Annotated in this window: 16 protein-coding genes; 13 read left to right on the top strand and 3 right to left on the bottom strand. The window is 69.4% G+C overall.

Annotated features, from left to right (window positions below):
- The first annotated feature begins 460 nt into the window (after window positions 1-460).
- From DLJ53_RS12335 to DLJ53_RS12325, 3 genes are read left to right on the top strand one after another with little or no spacing between them, the layout of a single operon-like run.
- The gene (locus tag DLJ53_RS12335; RefSeq protein ID WP_111345513.1) at window positions 461-1258 is read left to right on the top strand and encodes an SDR family oxidoreductase; all 798 of its coding nucleotides are present in this window, start codon (window positions 461-463) and stop codon (window positions 1256-1258) included.
- A 41-nt stretch (window positions 1259-1299) separates the two neighbouring features.
- A complete protein-coding gene (locus DLJ53_RS12330; RefSeq protein WP_111345512.1) occupies window positions 1300-1707 on the top strand; it encodes a cupin domain-containing protein in 408 nt (135 codons plus the stop codon).
- 20 nt (window positions 1708-1727) lie between these two features.
- On the top strand, window positions 1728-2255 hold the full coding sequence (locus DLJ53_RS12325) for a carboxymuconolactone decarboxylase family protein (protein ID WP_111345510.1): 528 nt from the start codon (window positions 1728-1730) through the stop codon (window positions 2253-2255).
- 199 nt (window positions 2256-2454) lie between these two features.
- Here DLJ53_RS12325 and DLJ53_RS12320 read toward each other — a convergent pair whose 3' ends face one another.
- Complete coding sequence (locus DLJ53_RS12320) at window positions 2455-3372, bottom strand: MBL fold metallo-hydrolase (protein WP_111345508.1); 918 nt, start codon at window positions 3370-3372, stop codon at window positions 2455-2457.
- Window positions 3373-3843: 471 nt separating this feature from the next.
- On the opposite strand from DLJ53_RS12320, the gene DLJ53_RS12315 reads away from it, so the two are divergent.
- Window positions 3844-4257, top strand: a complete 414-nt coding sequence (locus tag DLJ53_RS12315) for a hypothetical protein (RefSeq protein WP_111345506.1) — start codon at window positions 3844-3846, stop codon at window positions 4255-4257.
- A gap of 224 nt (window positions 4258-4481) precedes the next feature.
- On the opposite strand, the gene DLJ53_RS12310 is transcribed toward DLJ53_RS12315, so the two are convergent.
- Window positions 4482-5402, bottom strand: a complete 921-nt coding sequence (locus DLJ53_RS12310) for an AraC family transcriptional regulator (RefSeq protein WP_111345504.1) — start codon at window positions 5400-5402, stop codon at window positions 4482-4484.
- A 131-nt stretch (window positions 5403-5533) separates the two neighbouring features.
- Between DLJ53_RS12310 and DLJ53_RS12305 the strand changes: the two genes are divergently transcribed.
- The 4 genes from DLJ53_RS12305 to DLJ53_RS12290 are packed head-to-tail and all read left to right on the top strand — an operon-like array spanning window position 5534 to window position 8090.
- On the top strand, window positions 5534-6256 hold the full coding sequence (locus tag DLJ53_RS12305) for an SDR family oxidoreductase (RefSeq protein WP_111346289.1): 723 nt from the start codon (window positions 5534-5536) through the stop codon (window positions 6254-6256).
- Window positions 6256-6594, top strand: coding sequence for an Atu4866 domain-containing protein (locus DLJ53_RS12300; RefSeq protein WP_111345502.1), 339 nt, complete (start codon window positions 6256-6258; stop codon window positions 6592-6594). Before DLJ53_RS12305 ends, DLJ53_RS12300 begins: the two co-directional genes overlap by 1 nt.
- Window positions 6591-7106: a nuclear transport factor 2 family protein gene (locus tag DLJ53_RS12295; protein ID WP_111345501.1), complete on the top strand. Its 516-nt coding sequence runs from the start codon at window positions 6591-6593 to the stop codon at window positions 7104-7106. The genes DLJ53_RS12300 and DLJ53_RS12295 overlap by 4 nt, the downstream gene beginning before the upstream one ends.
- Window positions 7107-7154: 48 nt before the next feature.
- The gene (locus DLJ53_RS12290; protein ID WP_111345499.1) at window positions 7155-8090 is read left to right on the top strand and encodes an alpha/beta hydrolase; all 936 of its coding nucleotides are present in this window, start codon (window positions 7155-7157) and stop codon (window positions 8088-8090) included.
- Window positions 8091-8173: 83 nt separating this feature from the next.
- Here the strand turns inward: DLJ53_RS12290 and DLJ53_RS12285 are convergent, their stop codons facing one another.
- A complete protein-coding gene (locus DLJ53_RS12285) occupies window positions 8174-9094 on the bottom strand; it encodes a LysR family transcriptional regulator (protein WP_111345497.1) in 921 nt (306 codons plus the stop codon).
- A gap of 211 nt (window positions 9095-9305) precedes the next feature.
- Between DLJ53_RS12285 and DLJ53_RS12280 the strand changes: the two genes are divergently transcribed.
- The 5 genes from DLJ53_RS12280 (at window position 9306) to DLJ53_RS12260 (ending at window position 13344) form a co-directional block, all read left to right on the top strand.
- Entirely contained in the window at window positions 9306-9887 is a 582-nt protein-coding gene (locus DLJ53_RS12280; RefSeq protein ID WP_111345496.1) for a dioxygenase family protein, read from the top strand.
- Between the two features lie 29 nt (window positions 9888-9916).
- A complete protein-coding gene (locus DLJ53_RS12275) occupies window positions 9917-10435 on the top strand; it encodes a DoxX family protein (protein ID WP_111345494.1) in 519 nt (172 codons plus the stop codon).
- A 220-nt stretch (window positions 10436-10655) separates the two neighbouring features.
- A complete protein-coding gene (egtB, locus tag DLJ53_RS12270) occupies window positions 10656-11909 on the top strand; it encodes an ergothioneine biosynthesis protein EgtB (protein ID WP_111345492.1) in 1254 nt (417 codons plus the stop codon).
- A gap of 1 nt (window position 11910) precedes the next feature.
- A complete protein-coding gene (gene egtD / locus DLJ53_RS12265; protein ID WP_111345491.1) occupies window positions 11911-12843 on the top strand; it encodes an L-histidine N(alpha)-methyltransferase in 933 nt (310 codons plus the stop codon).
- A gap of 282 nt (window positions 12844-13125) precedes the next feature.
- The gene (locus DLJ53_RS12260) at window positions 13126-13344 is read left to right on the top strand and encodes a hypothetical protein (protein WP_111345489.1); all 219 of its coding nucleotides are present in this window, start codon (window positions 13126-13128) and stop codon (window positions 13342-13344) included.
- Window positions 13345-13504 lie beyond the last annotated feature (160 nt).

The following is a 13504-nucleotide window of genomic DNA, read 5'->3' as shown; positions in this document are numbered from 1 at the left end:
CGAAACCCGCCCTGTCCCCGGCCTCCGCCGGCGGCCTGAGTTCTCGCCGCGCCCGGCCGGGCGGCGGATCGGCGTCCCCTCCCGGAGCCTGAACGACGTCACCGGCGCCCCGCGGACGTTCGTGCCCTGCCGCATCGTCGGCCCGGGCGATGCCGGACTGACTCAACGGCCTGGACGACCTGTACCTTCGGCGAGGCCGGCCAGACCGTGCGTTCAATGGTTCGGCCCGAGGCGCCACGGCACTCTCTGTCGCAACCGGCCGGTCCGGCCGCGGGGAGGCATACGACAGACCAGCCCGGCATTCGCCCTCTTCGACGCGGCCCTCACGGCACATGGCGCCACGGCGACCACGCGCTTCGACAGCATCGTGCGCTCCCCCGGCAGCCGCCTCCGGTTGCCGGGGCGGCCGCTGCCGGATGCGGCCGGCGACAGATCACACAACCAACCAAGGAGCAATCCCATGAAGATCGTCGTCATCGGCGGCACGGGCCTGATCGGCTCTAAGACGGTGGAGCGCCTGCGCCGCAGGGGGCACGAGGTGCTCGCCGCCTCGCCGGCCTCGGGCGTCGACACGGTCACCGGCGAGGGCCTCGCCGACGCGCTCGAGGGCGCGACCGTGGTGATCGACCTCGCCAACTCGCCGTCGTTCGAGGACCGGGCCGTGATGGACTTCTTCCGGACGGCCGGCCGCAACCTGCTCGCGGCGGAAGCCGCAGCCGGCGTCACGCATCACATCGCGCTGTCCGTCGTGGGCACCGAGCGGCTGCAGGGCAGCGGCTATTTCCGCGGCAAGCTCGCGCAGGAGGAGCTGATCCGGGCCTCCGCCATCCCCTACACGATCGTCCATTCGACACAGTTCTTCGAGTTCATCGGCGCGATCGCGAAATCCGGCAGCATCGACGGAACGTTCCGCATTTCGCCGGCGGCGGTCCAGCCCATCGCGGCCGACGACGTCGCCGACGTGATGACGGACGTCGCGCTCGCCGCGCCGACGGGCGGCATCGTCGAAATCGCGGGGCCGGATCGCCTCCCCCTCAGCGCGGCGGTCGAACGCTACCTCGCTGCGATCGACGATCCCCGGCCGGTCGTTGCGGACGCAGCCGCCCCCTACTTCGGCGTGACGCTCGACGACCGCTCGCTCGTCCCCGGCGACGGCGCGCGCATCGGCACCATCCGCCTCGCCGACTGGCTCGCCCGAACCGGAAAGCCGGCCGCACAGCGAGGCTCCCGCCCGCCCGCCGCACGCCAGCCCGCCTGACCTTCAAAGACCCACCTGACCTTCAAAGTGGAGACAGACCCATGATCAGAACCATTCTTGTCGGCGCCGGCATCCTGCTGCTGCCGGCGGCCGCTTCGGCGGACAGCCCGGAAAACGCCGCCGTGAAGGTCGTCTACGACCAGCCGCTTCCGAACGTGCCGGGCAAGAGCATGAGGGGCATCGTCGTCGAGTATGCGCCCGGCGGCTCGTCGCCGGCGCACACCCATCCGGACTCCGCGTTCATCTACGCCACCGTGCTCGAAGGCGCGATCCGCAGCGCGGTGAACGGCGGTCCCGTCACCGTCTACCGCGCCGGCGACAGCTGGTCGGAGTTCCCCGGCGACCACCACTCCGTCAGCGAGAACGCCAGCGCGACCGAGCCGGCCCGCCTCCTCGCGGTTTTCGTCCTCGACACGGACGAGACCGAGCTCGCCACCTACGAAGACTGACCCGCCCGAAGGACAGACCGATGAACGTACACCCGACAACCGCAGTGCCCGGGACCGGGCCGACCTCCCCCGCGCAGCGCCTCGACTACGCGGCACAATCGCCGCAGCTCCTGAAGAAGCTGACGGAACTCAACGTCGCGGCCACCTCCGGTGCGATCGAAGAGACGATCCGTGACCTCGTCGAGCTCCGAGCGTCGCAGATGAACGGCTGCACCTTCTGCGTCGACATGCACGTGAAGATGGCGAGGATCCATGGCGAGCGCGAGTTGCGCCTCCACCACGTCGCCGCATGGCGCGAGTCGAACCTCTTCACGCCGCGTGAGCGCGCCGCGCTCGCTTGGGCCGAGGTTCTGACCAGGATGCCCGACGGCGGCGTGCCGGACGACACCTACGGGCGTGTCCGCACCCAGCTTTCGGAGAAGGAGATCGTCGATCTGACGTTCGTCGTCGTCGCGATCAACGCCTGGAACCGGCTGAATGTCGCCTTCCGCCCGGTCCCCGGTGCGTACGACGAGACCTACGGGCTGGCGAAGGCCGGTCTCGACTGACACGCACGAAGCGGAGCGGCGTCACCCGATGGCGCCGCTCGAGACCCGCTTGGCCGGCGCCTGCCGACGCGTTCCTCGCCACCATGTCCCACGCGCCATTGCGTCAGCCGGACCCGGAACCCGGCGGGAAACCTGCAAAAAGGAGCGCGGCCTCGTGAACCACGAGGCCGCGCCCTTTCGATTCCGGTCCGTCAGTCGGTCAGTAGTCCCAGAAGGCCGGGACCCAGCGAAAATGATCACCCTCCACGGCGACCCGGCCGACCGAGGGGAACGGCAGGTGCGTCGCCACGAGCTGTTCGCCGGTCGCCGCGAGCTCGGTCAAGAGGCGGATCCGAACGCGGGCCGCCTCTTCCGGGTCGTGCTCGAACCCGTTGTGCCAGTCCGGATGCTCGAACCCGACCGCGAACACGGCGTCGCCGGCGAACGTCAGCCGGTCGCCACCCGATGCCAGGCGGACCACGCTGTGCCCGGGGGTGTGACCACCGGTGCGGCGAACGACGACGCCCGGCGCGATCTCGCGCTCGTCGTCGAACGGGCGCAACCGGCTTCGGTACTCGTTCACGAACCGCCGGGCGGTCGCCCTCAGCGCGTCCGGGAACCCCGGCGGCATGACGGCGTGGGTGAAATCGGGTGCCTCCCAGAACTCGACCTCTGCCGCGGCCACGTGGATCCGCAGGTCCGGCCGCAACCGTTCCTTCACCCCGTCGACGAGCAGCCCGCCGACGTGGTCCATGTGCAGGTGGGTCAGCACCACGTCGGTGACGGAGGCGAGATCGATCCCGGCCGACGCCAGTCGCCGGATGAGCTGCCCGGCGCGCGGCAGGTTCAGGTCCGGGTCCAGACCCAGTCCGGCGTCGATGAGGATGGTCCGCCCGCCGCTTCGCACCATGACCACGTTCAGCGACCAGTCGAAGGCTTCCGGCGGCAGGAACATGTCGTCCAGCCAAGCCGCGCGGACGGCAGGGTCCGCGTTGTGCGCCAGCATCGCGGTCGGAAGCGGCAGCACGCCGTCGCTGACCACCAGCACGTCGATCTCGCCGATCCGCAGTGCGTAGCGCGATGGCACCAGTTCGTCCGGCCCTGTCCTGGCGGGATGTGAAATGTCGTCGAGGCTCATGTCCGTCTCCCAGATGATCGCCGCCCGAATTGCGGCTCCGGCGACGCTACGGGGACGGAGATTCCCGATCGATTGGGTCGAGGAACAGGATGAGCAGTGCGAAGGTCTAGGTCGGTCCAACCAGCGCGCGGGTGCCGGGTCGGAGAAGCGGCGGCGCCGGACATCCCCTTCGGTCGCGGCCGACCGGCGGACCGCGGCGACAGGGGTGACGCGCTTGCCGCCTTGCGGCGCCCATCAGCCGACCCTTGGAGGCGACCGCCTCAGTATGAGAATTCATTGTATCATGACTTTCTATATCCAGTCCGCCACCTCGACTTCAGAATACCCCGTCAAAAGCAACAGGCACGCAACTTACCGACAACTTAACCTATGATAATTCCCGTTCGGGATGTGTAAAACGGCCGCAACCCGCTTTGGAACAACGTTCCCTCCCCTGCATTTTACTGGTTATACGATAAGGGAGAACGAATAATGTTCCGTACACTCACGATGAGCAGCGCCATCGTCGTTCTGGCTCTGACCGGCGCGTCGGCGCAGACGAACACGACGGTCAAGGATGCCTCCGAGGCGACCAACGAGATGACCGGTCACAACACCGACCGCGTGTCTCCGAACCGCGCTGTCGACGGGACCCGTGGAGCGGCCCAGACGCAGGCGCTCGACGCGCAGGGCGCGCCCACCGTTCCCGACCCCAACCGCACGACCACAAGCGAAGGGGAGAACACGCGGGTCGATCCGAACGTGGCGGCCGACCCCAACCAGCCGGTCAGGCCCGGCATGAACGAGCCGTCCGGCAACCTCGATGCGATGGGTTCGCCGACAACCGAGGACGAGACGGCCAGCACCACCGGCGAAGGCGACCTGAACCGCGTCAAGCCGAACTGACAGCCGGAGATGTAACCGCTTCGAGGGGTCCGCCCCTCGAAGCGAACGTTCCGGACGGCTCCTCGGCGCCGCCGACGGCCCGCGAGCCGGCGGCGCGCTTCACGCGGGGGCGCGCCGGCCCGCACGAGACGGTCCGCGCATTGTGGCGCGACACGTTGCGAACACCCACGAAACGAGTCCCGGCAAAGCGCTCGCGCGGCGCACGATGCGTGCCGCGCCGGGGCTCAGGCTGCGTCGCCGCCGTCGCCGCGCCCGACGCACCAGCCGCTCGCCGTCCGGGACGGCACGAACCGCGCGACGTCGGCTCGCGGCGGACGCCCGAACGCGCGCGCATACTCCCGGCTGAACTGTGAGGGCGAGTTGAAGCCCACCGCGAAACCCGCCTCGCGGGCCAGCACTCCCTCGACAAGCATCAGCCGGCGAGCCTCCTGCAGCCGGAGGCGCGTGCGGTACTGCAGCGGCGTCATGGCGGTGACGGCACGGAAGTGGGCGAAGAAGGACGAGCGGCTCATCCCCGTCAGCCGCGCCAGCGCGTCGACGTCGAGATCATCGCGAAAATTCTGCGTCAGATGATCGACCGCGCGGCCGATCCGCCCGACGCGGCTTCCGGGCGCTGCGATCGCCTGGAGGAGCGCTCCCTGCGGGCCGTTCAGAAGCCGCCAGTAGAATTCCCTTAGCACCAGCGGCGCCAGCGCCTCGGCCTCGCGTGGATCGTCGAGCAGCCGCAGGAGCCGCACGGCGGTGTCGAGCAGGCCCGGCGTCACTTCCGCGACCGCGGTCGCGTGCGCGATCGGCCGCGCCGGTCCGTCGTCGGCCACGAGATCACCGATGAGCCCGCGGTCGAGCTCGATCTTCAGGCACAGGTACGGGGTCTCGGGGCTTGCCTCGATCACCGCGCCGAGCGCCGGCAGTTCCACGCCCACCACCAGATAGTGGCCGGTGTCGTACACGAGGTCCCTGCCCGCCATGCGCACGTGCTTGCGGCCCTGTCCGATCAGGCAGCAGGACGGCGGATAGGTCGTGTCGGCGAGCTCGGTCCGCTCGGACGCGCGAATGAGCCCGACGCCCGGCAGCTCCGTCTCCCGCACCCCGTCCTGCGGCTGGTGACGGTCGATGAGCGCGGCGAGAGCATCGGTAGGCTGCATGGGCGTGCAGATAGCCGCTTTGGACGATCGTGCAAGACTGCAGGAACCTCGTTCTATCGTGTCCGCGACGACGGGCCCACCTCCCCTCTCGACCGCCGACCAGGCGGCACGAGAGGAGTGAAATGGAACCGATCGACAAAGTTGTCCTCGTCACCGGTGCAAGCAGCGGGATCGGTGCGGCCATCGCGCAGGAGCTCGGCGTCGCCGGCGCAAGGGTCCTGCTCGGGGCGCGGCGCACCGACCGCCTCGATGCCCTCGCCGACCGGATCAACGGCGACGGCGGTGCGGCACGCGCCGTCCCGCTCGACGTCACGGACCGCGACGCCATGCGGGCCTTCGCCGACCGCGCCCTCGACGAGTGGGGCAGAATCGACGTCCTCGTGAACAACGCCGGCGTCATGCCCCTGTCGCCGCTCGCCTCCCTCAAGCTCGACGAATGGGAGCGGATGATCGACGTCAACGTGAAGGGCGTTCTGTGGGGGATCGCGGCGGTGCTGCCCGCCATGGACCGCCAGCGGACCGGCCAGATCATCAACATCGGCTCGATCGGCGGGCTCGCCGTGTCGCCGACGGCGGCGGTCTATTGCGCGACGAAGTTCGCCGTGCGGGCGATCTCCGACGGCCTGCGACAGGAGAGCGACCACATCCGCGTCACCTGCGTGAACCCCGGCGTCGTGGAATCGGAGCTTGCCGAGACCATCACCGACCCGGTGGCTGCCGAGGCGATGCGCACATGGCGTGCGATCGCGCTCCAGCCGGAGGCCATCGCCAGGGCCGTGCGGCACGTCATCGAGGCGCCCGCCGACGTGGACACCAGCGAGATCACCATCCGCCCGACGGCAGGGCCCCACTGATGAGCACCGGGAGGGCACGAACGACCATCCTCGCGGCGCTCGCCGCCGCCGTCGCGGCTGCGCAGCCGGCGAAATCCACGGAGACGGGCATGACAGACCATCCCTATGTCGGCATGTGGGTGACCGAAGACCGCCACGTGCGGCAGGAGCTCCTCGCCAACGGCCGTTACGACGAGGCCCGCGGCACTCGCCGGAGCGCCTATCAGGGCCGCTACGAGATCGATGGGAACCGGATCGAGTACTGGGACGACACCGGCTTCACCGCGGACGGCGTCTTCATCGACGGCGTCCTGCACCACGGTGGAATGATCATGTACCGCGAGGAGGCCGACCGATGACCCGCGTATCGGTCGGCGCGCTGCGTCAGGTCGCCCTCGCGGTCGGCTTCGCCGCGCTTGTCATGGCGGCGCCCGCGTCGGCCCGCACCGCAGCGGACGGCGCGCGGGAGGACGCCAACCGCGAGATCGTGCGCGCCGCCTTCGAGGCGTGGGCGAACGGAGAAAGCGTGTTCGAGGCGCTCCTCGCCGACGACGTGGTCTGGACCATCCATGGTTCCGATCCGGTCTCCCGAACCTACACGGGCCGCGACTCGTTCGTGGAGGATGCGTCCATGCCGCTCGTCTCCCGGCTGACCGGGCCCGTCGTCCCGGAGGTGCGGCAGATCTGGGCGGACGGCGACACCGTGATCGTGCGGTTCGACGGAACCGCGACCACGACGTCAGGCGCGCCGTACGAGAACCGGTTCGTTTGGATCTTCCAGATGGCGGACGAAAGGGTCGTCCGCGCCGAAGCATTCCTCGACATGACCGCCTACCGCGCGGTGGTCGACAACAACCGACCGAGGGACTGACGCCGTCCGCGGCGCCCGCCCGACACAACAGAGAGCAAGGAGTGCGTTATGGCTTCCAAGGTGCAACGCGTGTCGTTCGAGGCGGGCGGCGCGGAAATCGCCGGAAACCTGTATCTGCCCGGCGGCTTCGACGAGAGCCGACCGGGGCCCGTGGTGGTCATCGCCACGCCGGGGAGCAGCGTGAAGGAGCAGATCGGCGCCTTCTACGCCGACCGGCTCGCAGCCGGAGGGATCGTGGCGCTCGCCTTCGACCCCTCCCACCAGGGCGAGAGCGGCGGCATGCCCCGCGACCTCGAGGACCCGGCGGCACGCGTCGAGGACATCCGCTCCGCCGTCGATTTCCTCGCGACGCAGCCCTTCGTGGGCGACAGCCGGGTGGGAATGCTCGGAATCTGCGCCGGCGGCGGCTACGCGGTGAAGGCGGCGTTGATGGACAAGCGGCTCGGCGCGGTGGGGCTCGTCGTGCCGGTGAATATCGGGCGGGCGTTCCGTGCGATGATGCCCGGCGCGGAGACCGTCCGCACGCTCGACGCGGCCGGCGCCCAGCGCACCGCCGAGGCGCGAGGCGGCCCCGCGCGCCGGGAGCCTTGGATCCCGGACACGCTGGCGGACGCAAAGGCTGCCGGGATCACCGATCCCGACACGCTCCAGGCGGTCGAATATTATCGCGAATCCGCCTTCCGCCACCCCAACTCGACCAACCGGCTGCACTTCGACAGCATGGCGCGGCTGCTCACGTTCGACGCCTTCCACCTCGTTCCCGAGCTGTTGACCCAGCCACTCTCGATCGTCGCCGCCGGCCGTGCCGGAAACACCGGATCCCTCGAGGACGGCAAGACCCTACACGCCCTCGCGACCACGCCGAAGGACCTCCTCGTCATCGAGGGCGCCGGTCATTACGACTTGTACGACAAGCCGCAGTTCGTCGATCAGGCCGTCGACCGCCTCGTTCCGTTCTTCCGGCGCCATCTCGAGCGGTCCTGAGACATCCGTCGCCGGGGGCCGAAGCCGTCGGGCAGACGGGCCCATGGTGGCGCGGACGACCCTGGCGCGGCGGTGTGCGGCCGCTACGCGTCCTCGCGGAACGAGTCGGCGATCAATCGTCGGAGCCATGCGTGGCCGGGGTCGTCGTGGACGCGCTCGTGCCAGACGATCCTGTAGCCGAAGTCGCCAAGCTCCACAGGCGGCGCGAGCAGGGTGAGGCCCACCGCGTCCGCGTAGGCCTGCGCCGCGCGAGCGGGCATCGTCAGGATCAGGTCCGACGTCGATGCCGTCAGCGCCGCCGTCGCGAAGTAGGGCAGGACGAGCGCGATCCTCCGCTGTCGGCCGAGGGTTTCGAGCACGCGATCGACCGGACCGGTGCGCCCGCCGCTCACGGTGACGAGGATGTGCGGATGGGCGAGGTACGCCTCCAGGGACAGGCGCCGCCCGCGCGGCTCCGCCGGATGCCCCCGCCGCATCAGGCACGCGAACCGTTCCCGGTAGATCTCCCGCGCCCGCAGCGCGCCGGGCACGGGATTGTCGCTGTAAAGGACGAGGTCGAGATCGTTGCTGCCGAGCTCGTCGAACGAGTTCGGTGCCAGCGGTCTGAAATCGACCTCCATGTTCGGCGCCGCCGCGAACAGGCGGGGGGCGAGCTGCGGCAGGACGACGGTCGCGCCGTAGTCCGTCGAGGCGATGCGGAAGCGCCGCTGCGAGGTCGAAGGGTCGAACACCGCGGGCGGATCGAGCACGCGAAGGACGCTCGACAGGAGACTCTCCAGCGGTTCGCCCAGCTCGATGGCGCGCGGCGTCGGCTTCATCTTCGAGCCGCTCTTCACGAACAGCCTGTCGTCGAAGAGTTCGCGCAGGGAGGCGAGCGCCCGGCTCGTCGCCGGCTGGCTCATCCCCAGCAGCTTCGCCGTCTGCCCGACGCTCGAGGTCGCGAGGAGACTTCGAAGCACGACGAGAAGATTGAGGTCCACCTTGCGCAGTTTCTGCTCGATCATGCCGTTCTCCCTGCCCTCGCCATGTCGCCCTCGGACGCGGCGTTATTCCGATTCCGGATAACGAACTTCCTCGAACCGAGGTGGCGGAATAACCCACGCCAACGCAAGTACCTCCCGCCGGAAGACAATCCGGACACGCAGCAGTGTGCAGGCCGATCGCCGCGCCGGCGTCCTGCGCTGACGTTCCCCTGACGTTTGAAGGAGTCCACGCATGCGATCACGTCGCGAGCTTCTGCAGATCTTCGCCGCCGGAACGGGTCTCGCCGCGATCCCGGGAGCGGCGCGGGCGCAATCCGAGCCGCTGGAGCCGACGCCCTCGTGCGGCGCGACCGGCGCCACGACGCCCACCGCGACGGCGGGCCCCTATTTCCGCCCCGGGAGCCCGGAGCGCACGGACGTGACCGAAGGGCGCGCCAGCGGCACACCGATCCTGATCGGCGGCCGCGTCCTCGACCGCGACTGCCGGCCGCTGCGCCGCGCTCTCGTCGACCTGTGGCAGGCGGACGAGGACGGCCGCTACGACACGACCGGCACCTACCTGAGGGGCCATCAGTACACCGACGGCGACGGCCGCTGGGCCTTCGCGACGATCGTCCCCGCGCCGTACACGTTCCGGAGCATGCACATCCATTTCCGCGTGCAGCGTCCGGGCGGAGACGTGCTCACGACGCAGGTCTTCTTCCCCGGCGACCCCAGCCACGACCGGGACCGCCAGTTCGACCCGCGCCTGCTCCTCGCCCTCTCCCGGGCGGACGCGACCCGCGTCGGCCGCTTCGACTTCGTGCTCGCCTGAACGACCCGCCTCACCTTACGGAGAGAGACATGACCGCCGAGACGTCCCGCCCTTCCGCCACGCGTTTCCCGCTGGCGGTGGTGGACACGCCGCTTAGGCTGTTCATCCCCGCGCTTCGCCCGTTCTACGATCGTATGGAGCCGGTGGCCTATGCCCTTCTCCGGGTTGCGTTCGGCCTCACGATCGTCACCCACGGCGTCCCGAAGATGCTCGGCACCGCGCACGGATCGATGGCCGACCCGATGGCCGGTTCCACCAATCTGATCGGCAACGTCCTCGGCCTGCCGTTCGCCCCCCAGCTTGCGCTGGCCGTGGCGCTGCTCGAAACGTTCGGCGGCTTCGCCGTGGCCCTCGGTCTCGCCATCCGTCTTTTCGCACCGATGCTGGCGGTCCAGATGGCGGCGATCTGCGTTGCGATCGGGCCGACCTATCCGTGGATCGACCGGGGCATCGAATACCCGCTCATGCTGGGCTTCGTGGCGCTGGCCATCGCCATGCGCGGCGGCGGCAAGTACTCCGCCGACCGCCGTCTCGGCGTCGAACTGTGAGGTTCCGCCGGGTCATGTGAGCCGGTCGAGGCGTGCCGTGCGGGTGCTCCCCGTGCACGCCGGGCCAAAGAAGCGTCAAAAGGACCGACCGCGGCTGCTCGAATAACCGATTCCTTTGGTATACGCACGGCCGACTGATCCGTCGGGGCACCAACCGTCCGCACCGCAGGAACATGTGCAGCCCCCGGCGGTTCCTCAGACTCCAGCAGGAGGGCTCATCGTGACAGCGAAACGCCACATCAGACAGGATACGGCCGGCGAGGCCGGCATCCTCTACGCGGATGTGCGGGCGACCACGGACGAACTGACCGCGCCGCTCGCACCCGAGGACATGATGCTCCAGTCGATGTCCGACGCCAGCCCGGCCAAGTGGCACCTGGCGCACACGACCTGGTTCTTCGAAGAGTTCATCCTGAAACCCCGCTCGGCGTCCTACCGGTCGCCCGACGATCGCTTCGCCTTCCTGTTCAACTCCTATTACGTGCAGGCCGGTCCCCGGCACGCTCGCGACAAGCGGGGTCTGGTCTCGCGGCCGGACGGCCAGGCCGTGCTCGACTACCGCCGCTTCGTCGACGACTCGATCCAGCGCCTCCTGCAAGAGGACCGGGCCGACCACGTGGAGATCGCCGAGCTGGTCGAGCTGGGCTGTCATCACGAGATGCAGCACCAGGAGCTCCTCGTCACGGACCTTCTGCACGGCCTCTCCTACAACCCGCTGATGCCGACCTACCGCGACCCGGCGCCCTGCCCCGTCACCGACGAGGTCCCGCTCACCTTCACTCGGCACGACGGCGGACTGACCGAGATCGGGCATGACGGCTCCGGCTTCGCGTATGACTGCGAGGGACCGCGGCACAAGGTCTGGCTCGACCCTTACGAGATCGCCGACCGGCCGGTGACCAATCGCGAGTGGATCGCATTCATGGAAGACGGCGGCTACGCGACGACGCCGCTGTGGCTGATGGACGGCTGGGCCGCGTGCGAGAAGAACGCCTGGGACGCCCCGCTCTACTGGTGGGAGCAGGACGGCGCGTGGTGGAGCTTCACGCTGAGGGGTCCGCAGCCGGTCAACCTCGACGCCCCGGTCTGCCATGTCAGCTACTACGAGGCCGACGCCTTCGCCCGCTGGGCCGGCGCGCGGCTGCCGACCGAGGCGGAGTGGGAGACGGCCTTCCGCAATCGCCCCATCACGGGCAATTTCCTGGAGTCGGGCACCCTTCGGCCGCTGCCTGGAGGCTCGCCCTGGGGCGATGTCTGGGAGTGGACGCAGAGCCCCTTCAGCCCCTATCCCGGCTTTCGCCCGCCCGAGGGGGCGATTGGCGAATACAACGGCAAGTTCATGGTCAATCAGTTCGTCCTGCGCGGCGGGTCGTGCGCCACGCCGGTCCGCCAGATGAGACCGACCTACCGGACCTTCTTCTACCCGCATCAGCGCTGGCAGATGCTGGGCCTGCGGCTGGCGCGGGACGTTTGAGATGGACAAGCCTGTCGTGACCAATGCCGCGCTGCTGGAGGCGGCACGGGACGGATTGACCCGCGGCCGCAAGACCATGGAGCCGAAATGGCTCTATGACGCTGCCGGCAGCGAGCTCTTCGTGCAGATCACCGAGTTGCCGGAGTACTACCCGACGCGGACCGAGGAGCGGATCCTGCGCGAGCACCTGGAGCGGCTGGCGGCGCAGGTGCCGAGCCGAGCGGAGCTCGTGGAACTCGGGAGCGGCGCGAGCTCGAAGACGCGGCTCCTTCTCGACCGCCTCGACGCGCTGGCGAGCTACGTGCCGATCGACGTCTCGTCGGATTTCCTCGACGCCACGGCGACTGAACTCGCCGCGGACTATCCGGAACTGGAGATCACGCCCGTCGTCGGCGATTTCACCGAGCCGCTCGCCCTGCCGCCGGAAGCGGGGCCGCGCGTCGCGTTCTTCCCGGGCTCCACCATCGGCAACCTCGACCCCGCGGCTGCGGTCGCGCTGCTCGAGGAGGTGCGGTCCTGGCCGGGGATCCGGGCCTTCATTCTCGGGGTGGATCTCGTCAAGGACCCCGGCACCCTGGTGCGCGCCTACGACGATGCCGCCGGCGTCACCGCCGCGTTCAATCTGAACCTCCTCCATCGCATGAACCGGGAGATCGGGACCGACTTCGACACCGAACGGTTCGCACACCGGGCGGTGTGGAATGCCGAGGAGGCACGGATCGAGATGCACCTCGTCAGTCAGGCGGACCAGAGAGTCCATGTCGGCGACCGCACCGCTGAGTTCGCCGCCGGCGAGACGATCCACACCGAAAGCAGCCGGAAGTTCACGCGCCGGAGTCTCGAGGCGCTATGCGGATCGGCCGGCTGGCGGATCGCCGACTTCCTGTCCGACGATGCGGAAATGTTCGGCGTCGCCGTCCTCGTCCCGATGTAAGCCCCCGGTCGGCTCCCGCTCGTCGGACGAGTGTGACCGATCGCCCACGCCAGCACGTTTGCGAACACCTGCGCCGGCGGCTCCGGAAGCCGTCGGCGCAGCCACGATCGGGCTGCGGAGAGAGGGTGCCGGCGCGGTTCCGACCCGCCGGGAACGACCCGAGTTCCGTGGGTGACCGGCCCCATGGCGAATCACCGCTTAAGGCGTCGTTAAGCAGCGTCTGTATCTCCTAGAGGCTGTTGCGTGCAGGTCTCATCGTGGAGATGAGAGGGTTGGGGCGCCATGGGTGGGGATTCCGACGAACGGCTCAGAAGACGACTTGCGGCCGCCGAGGACCGCCTGGAAACGCTCCAGATGTTCGCGGATTCAGGGCAATATCAGGCGAGTCTGAACCAGGCGCGTCAGGAGGTCGTCTACCTGCGCCGCCTGCTGGCCGCCGCCGGCGGTGACCCGGACCGTGGTCTGCGCCGCGTGAGCGCGCCGGTGCACGCCCTCAGATAAGGCTCACGCCCCGCCATCCTGGCGGGCCTGCCTCGCCCGGGCGCGACAAACCACACCGCTCCCGGCCGCCGCGGCGCAAACCCGCGAAGGTCCCCGCTCGCGGCGTGCCGCCCCGGCGGCGCGGTCTCGACGCCCCCTCCCCCGATGCCGCACGTCGGCC

Source organism: Acuticoccus sediminis, from assembly GCF_003258595.1.
Taxonomy (GTDB): Bacteria; Pseudomonadota; Alphaproteobacteria; order Rhizobiales; family Amorphaceae; genus Acuticoccus; species Acuticoccus sediminis.
This window is presented reverse-complemented; position numbering and strand designations above follow the sequence as displayed.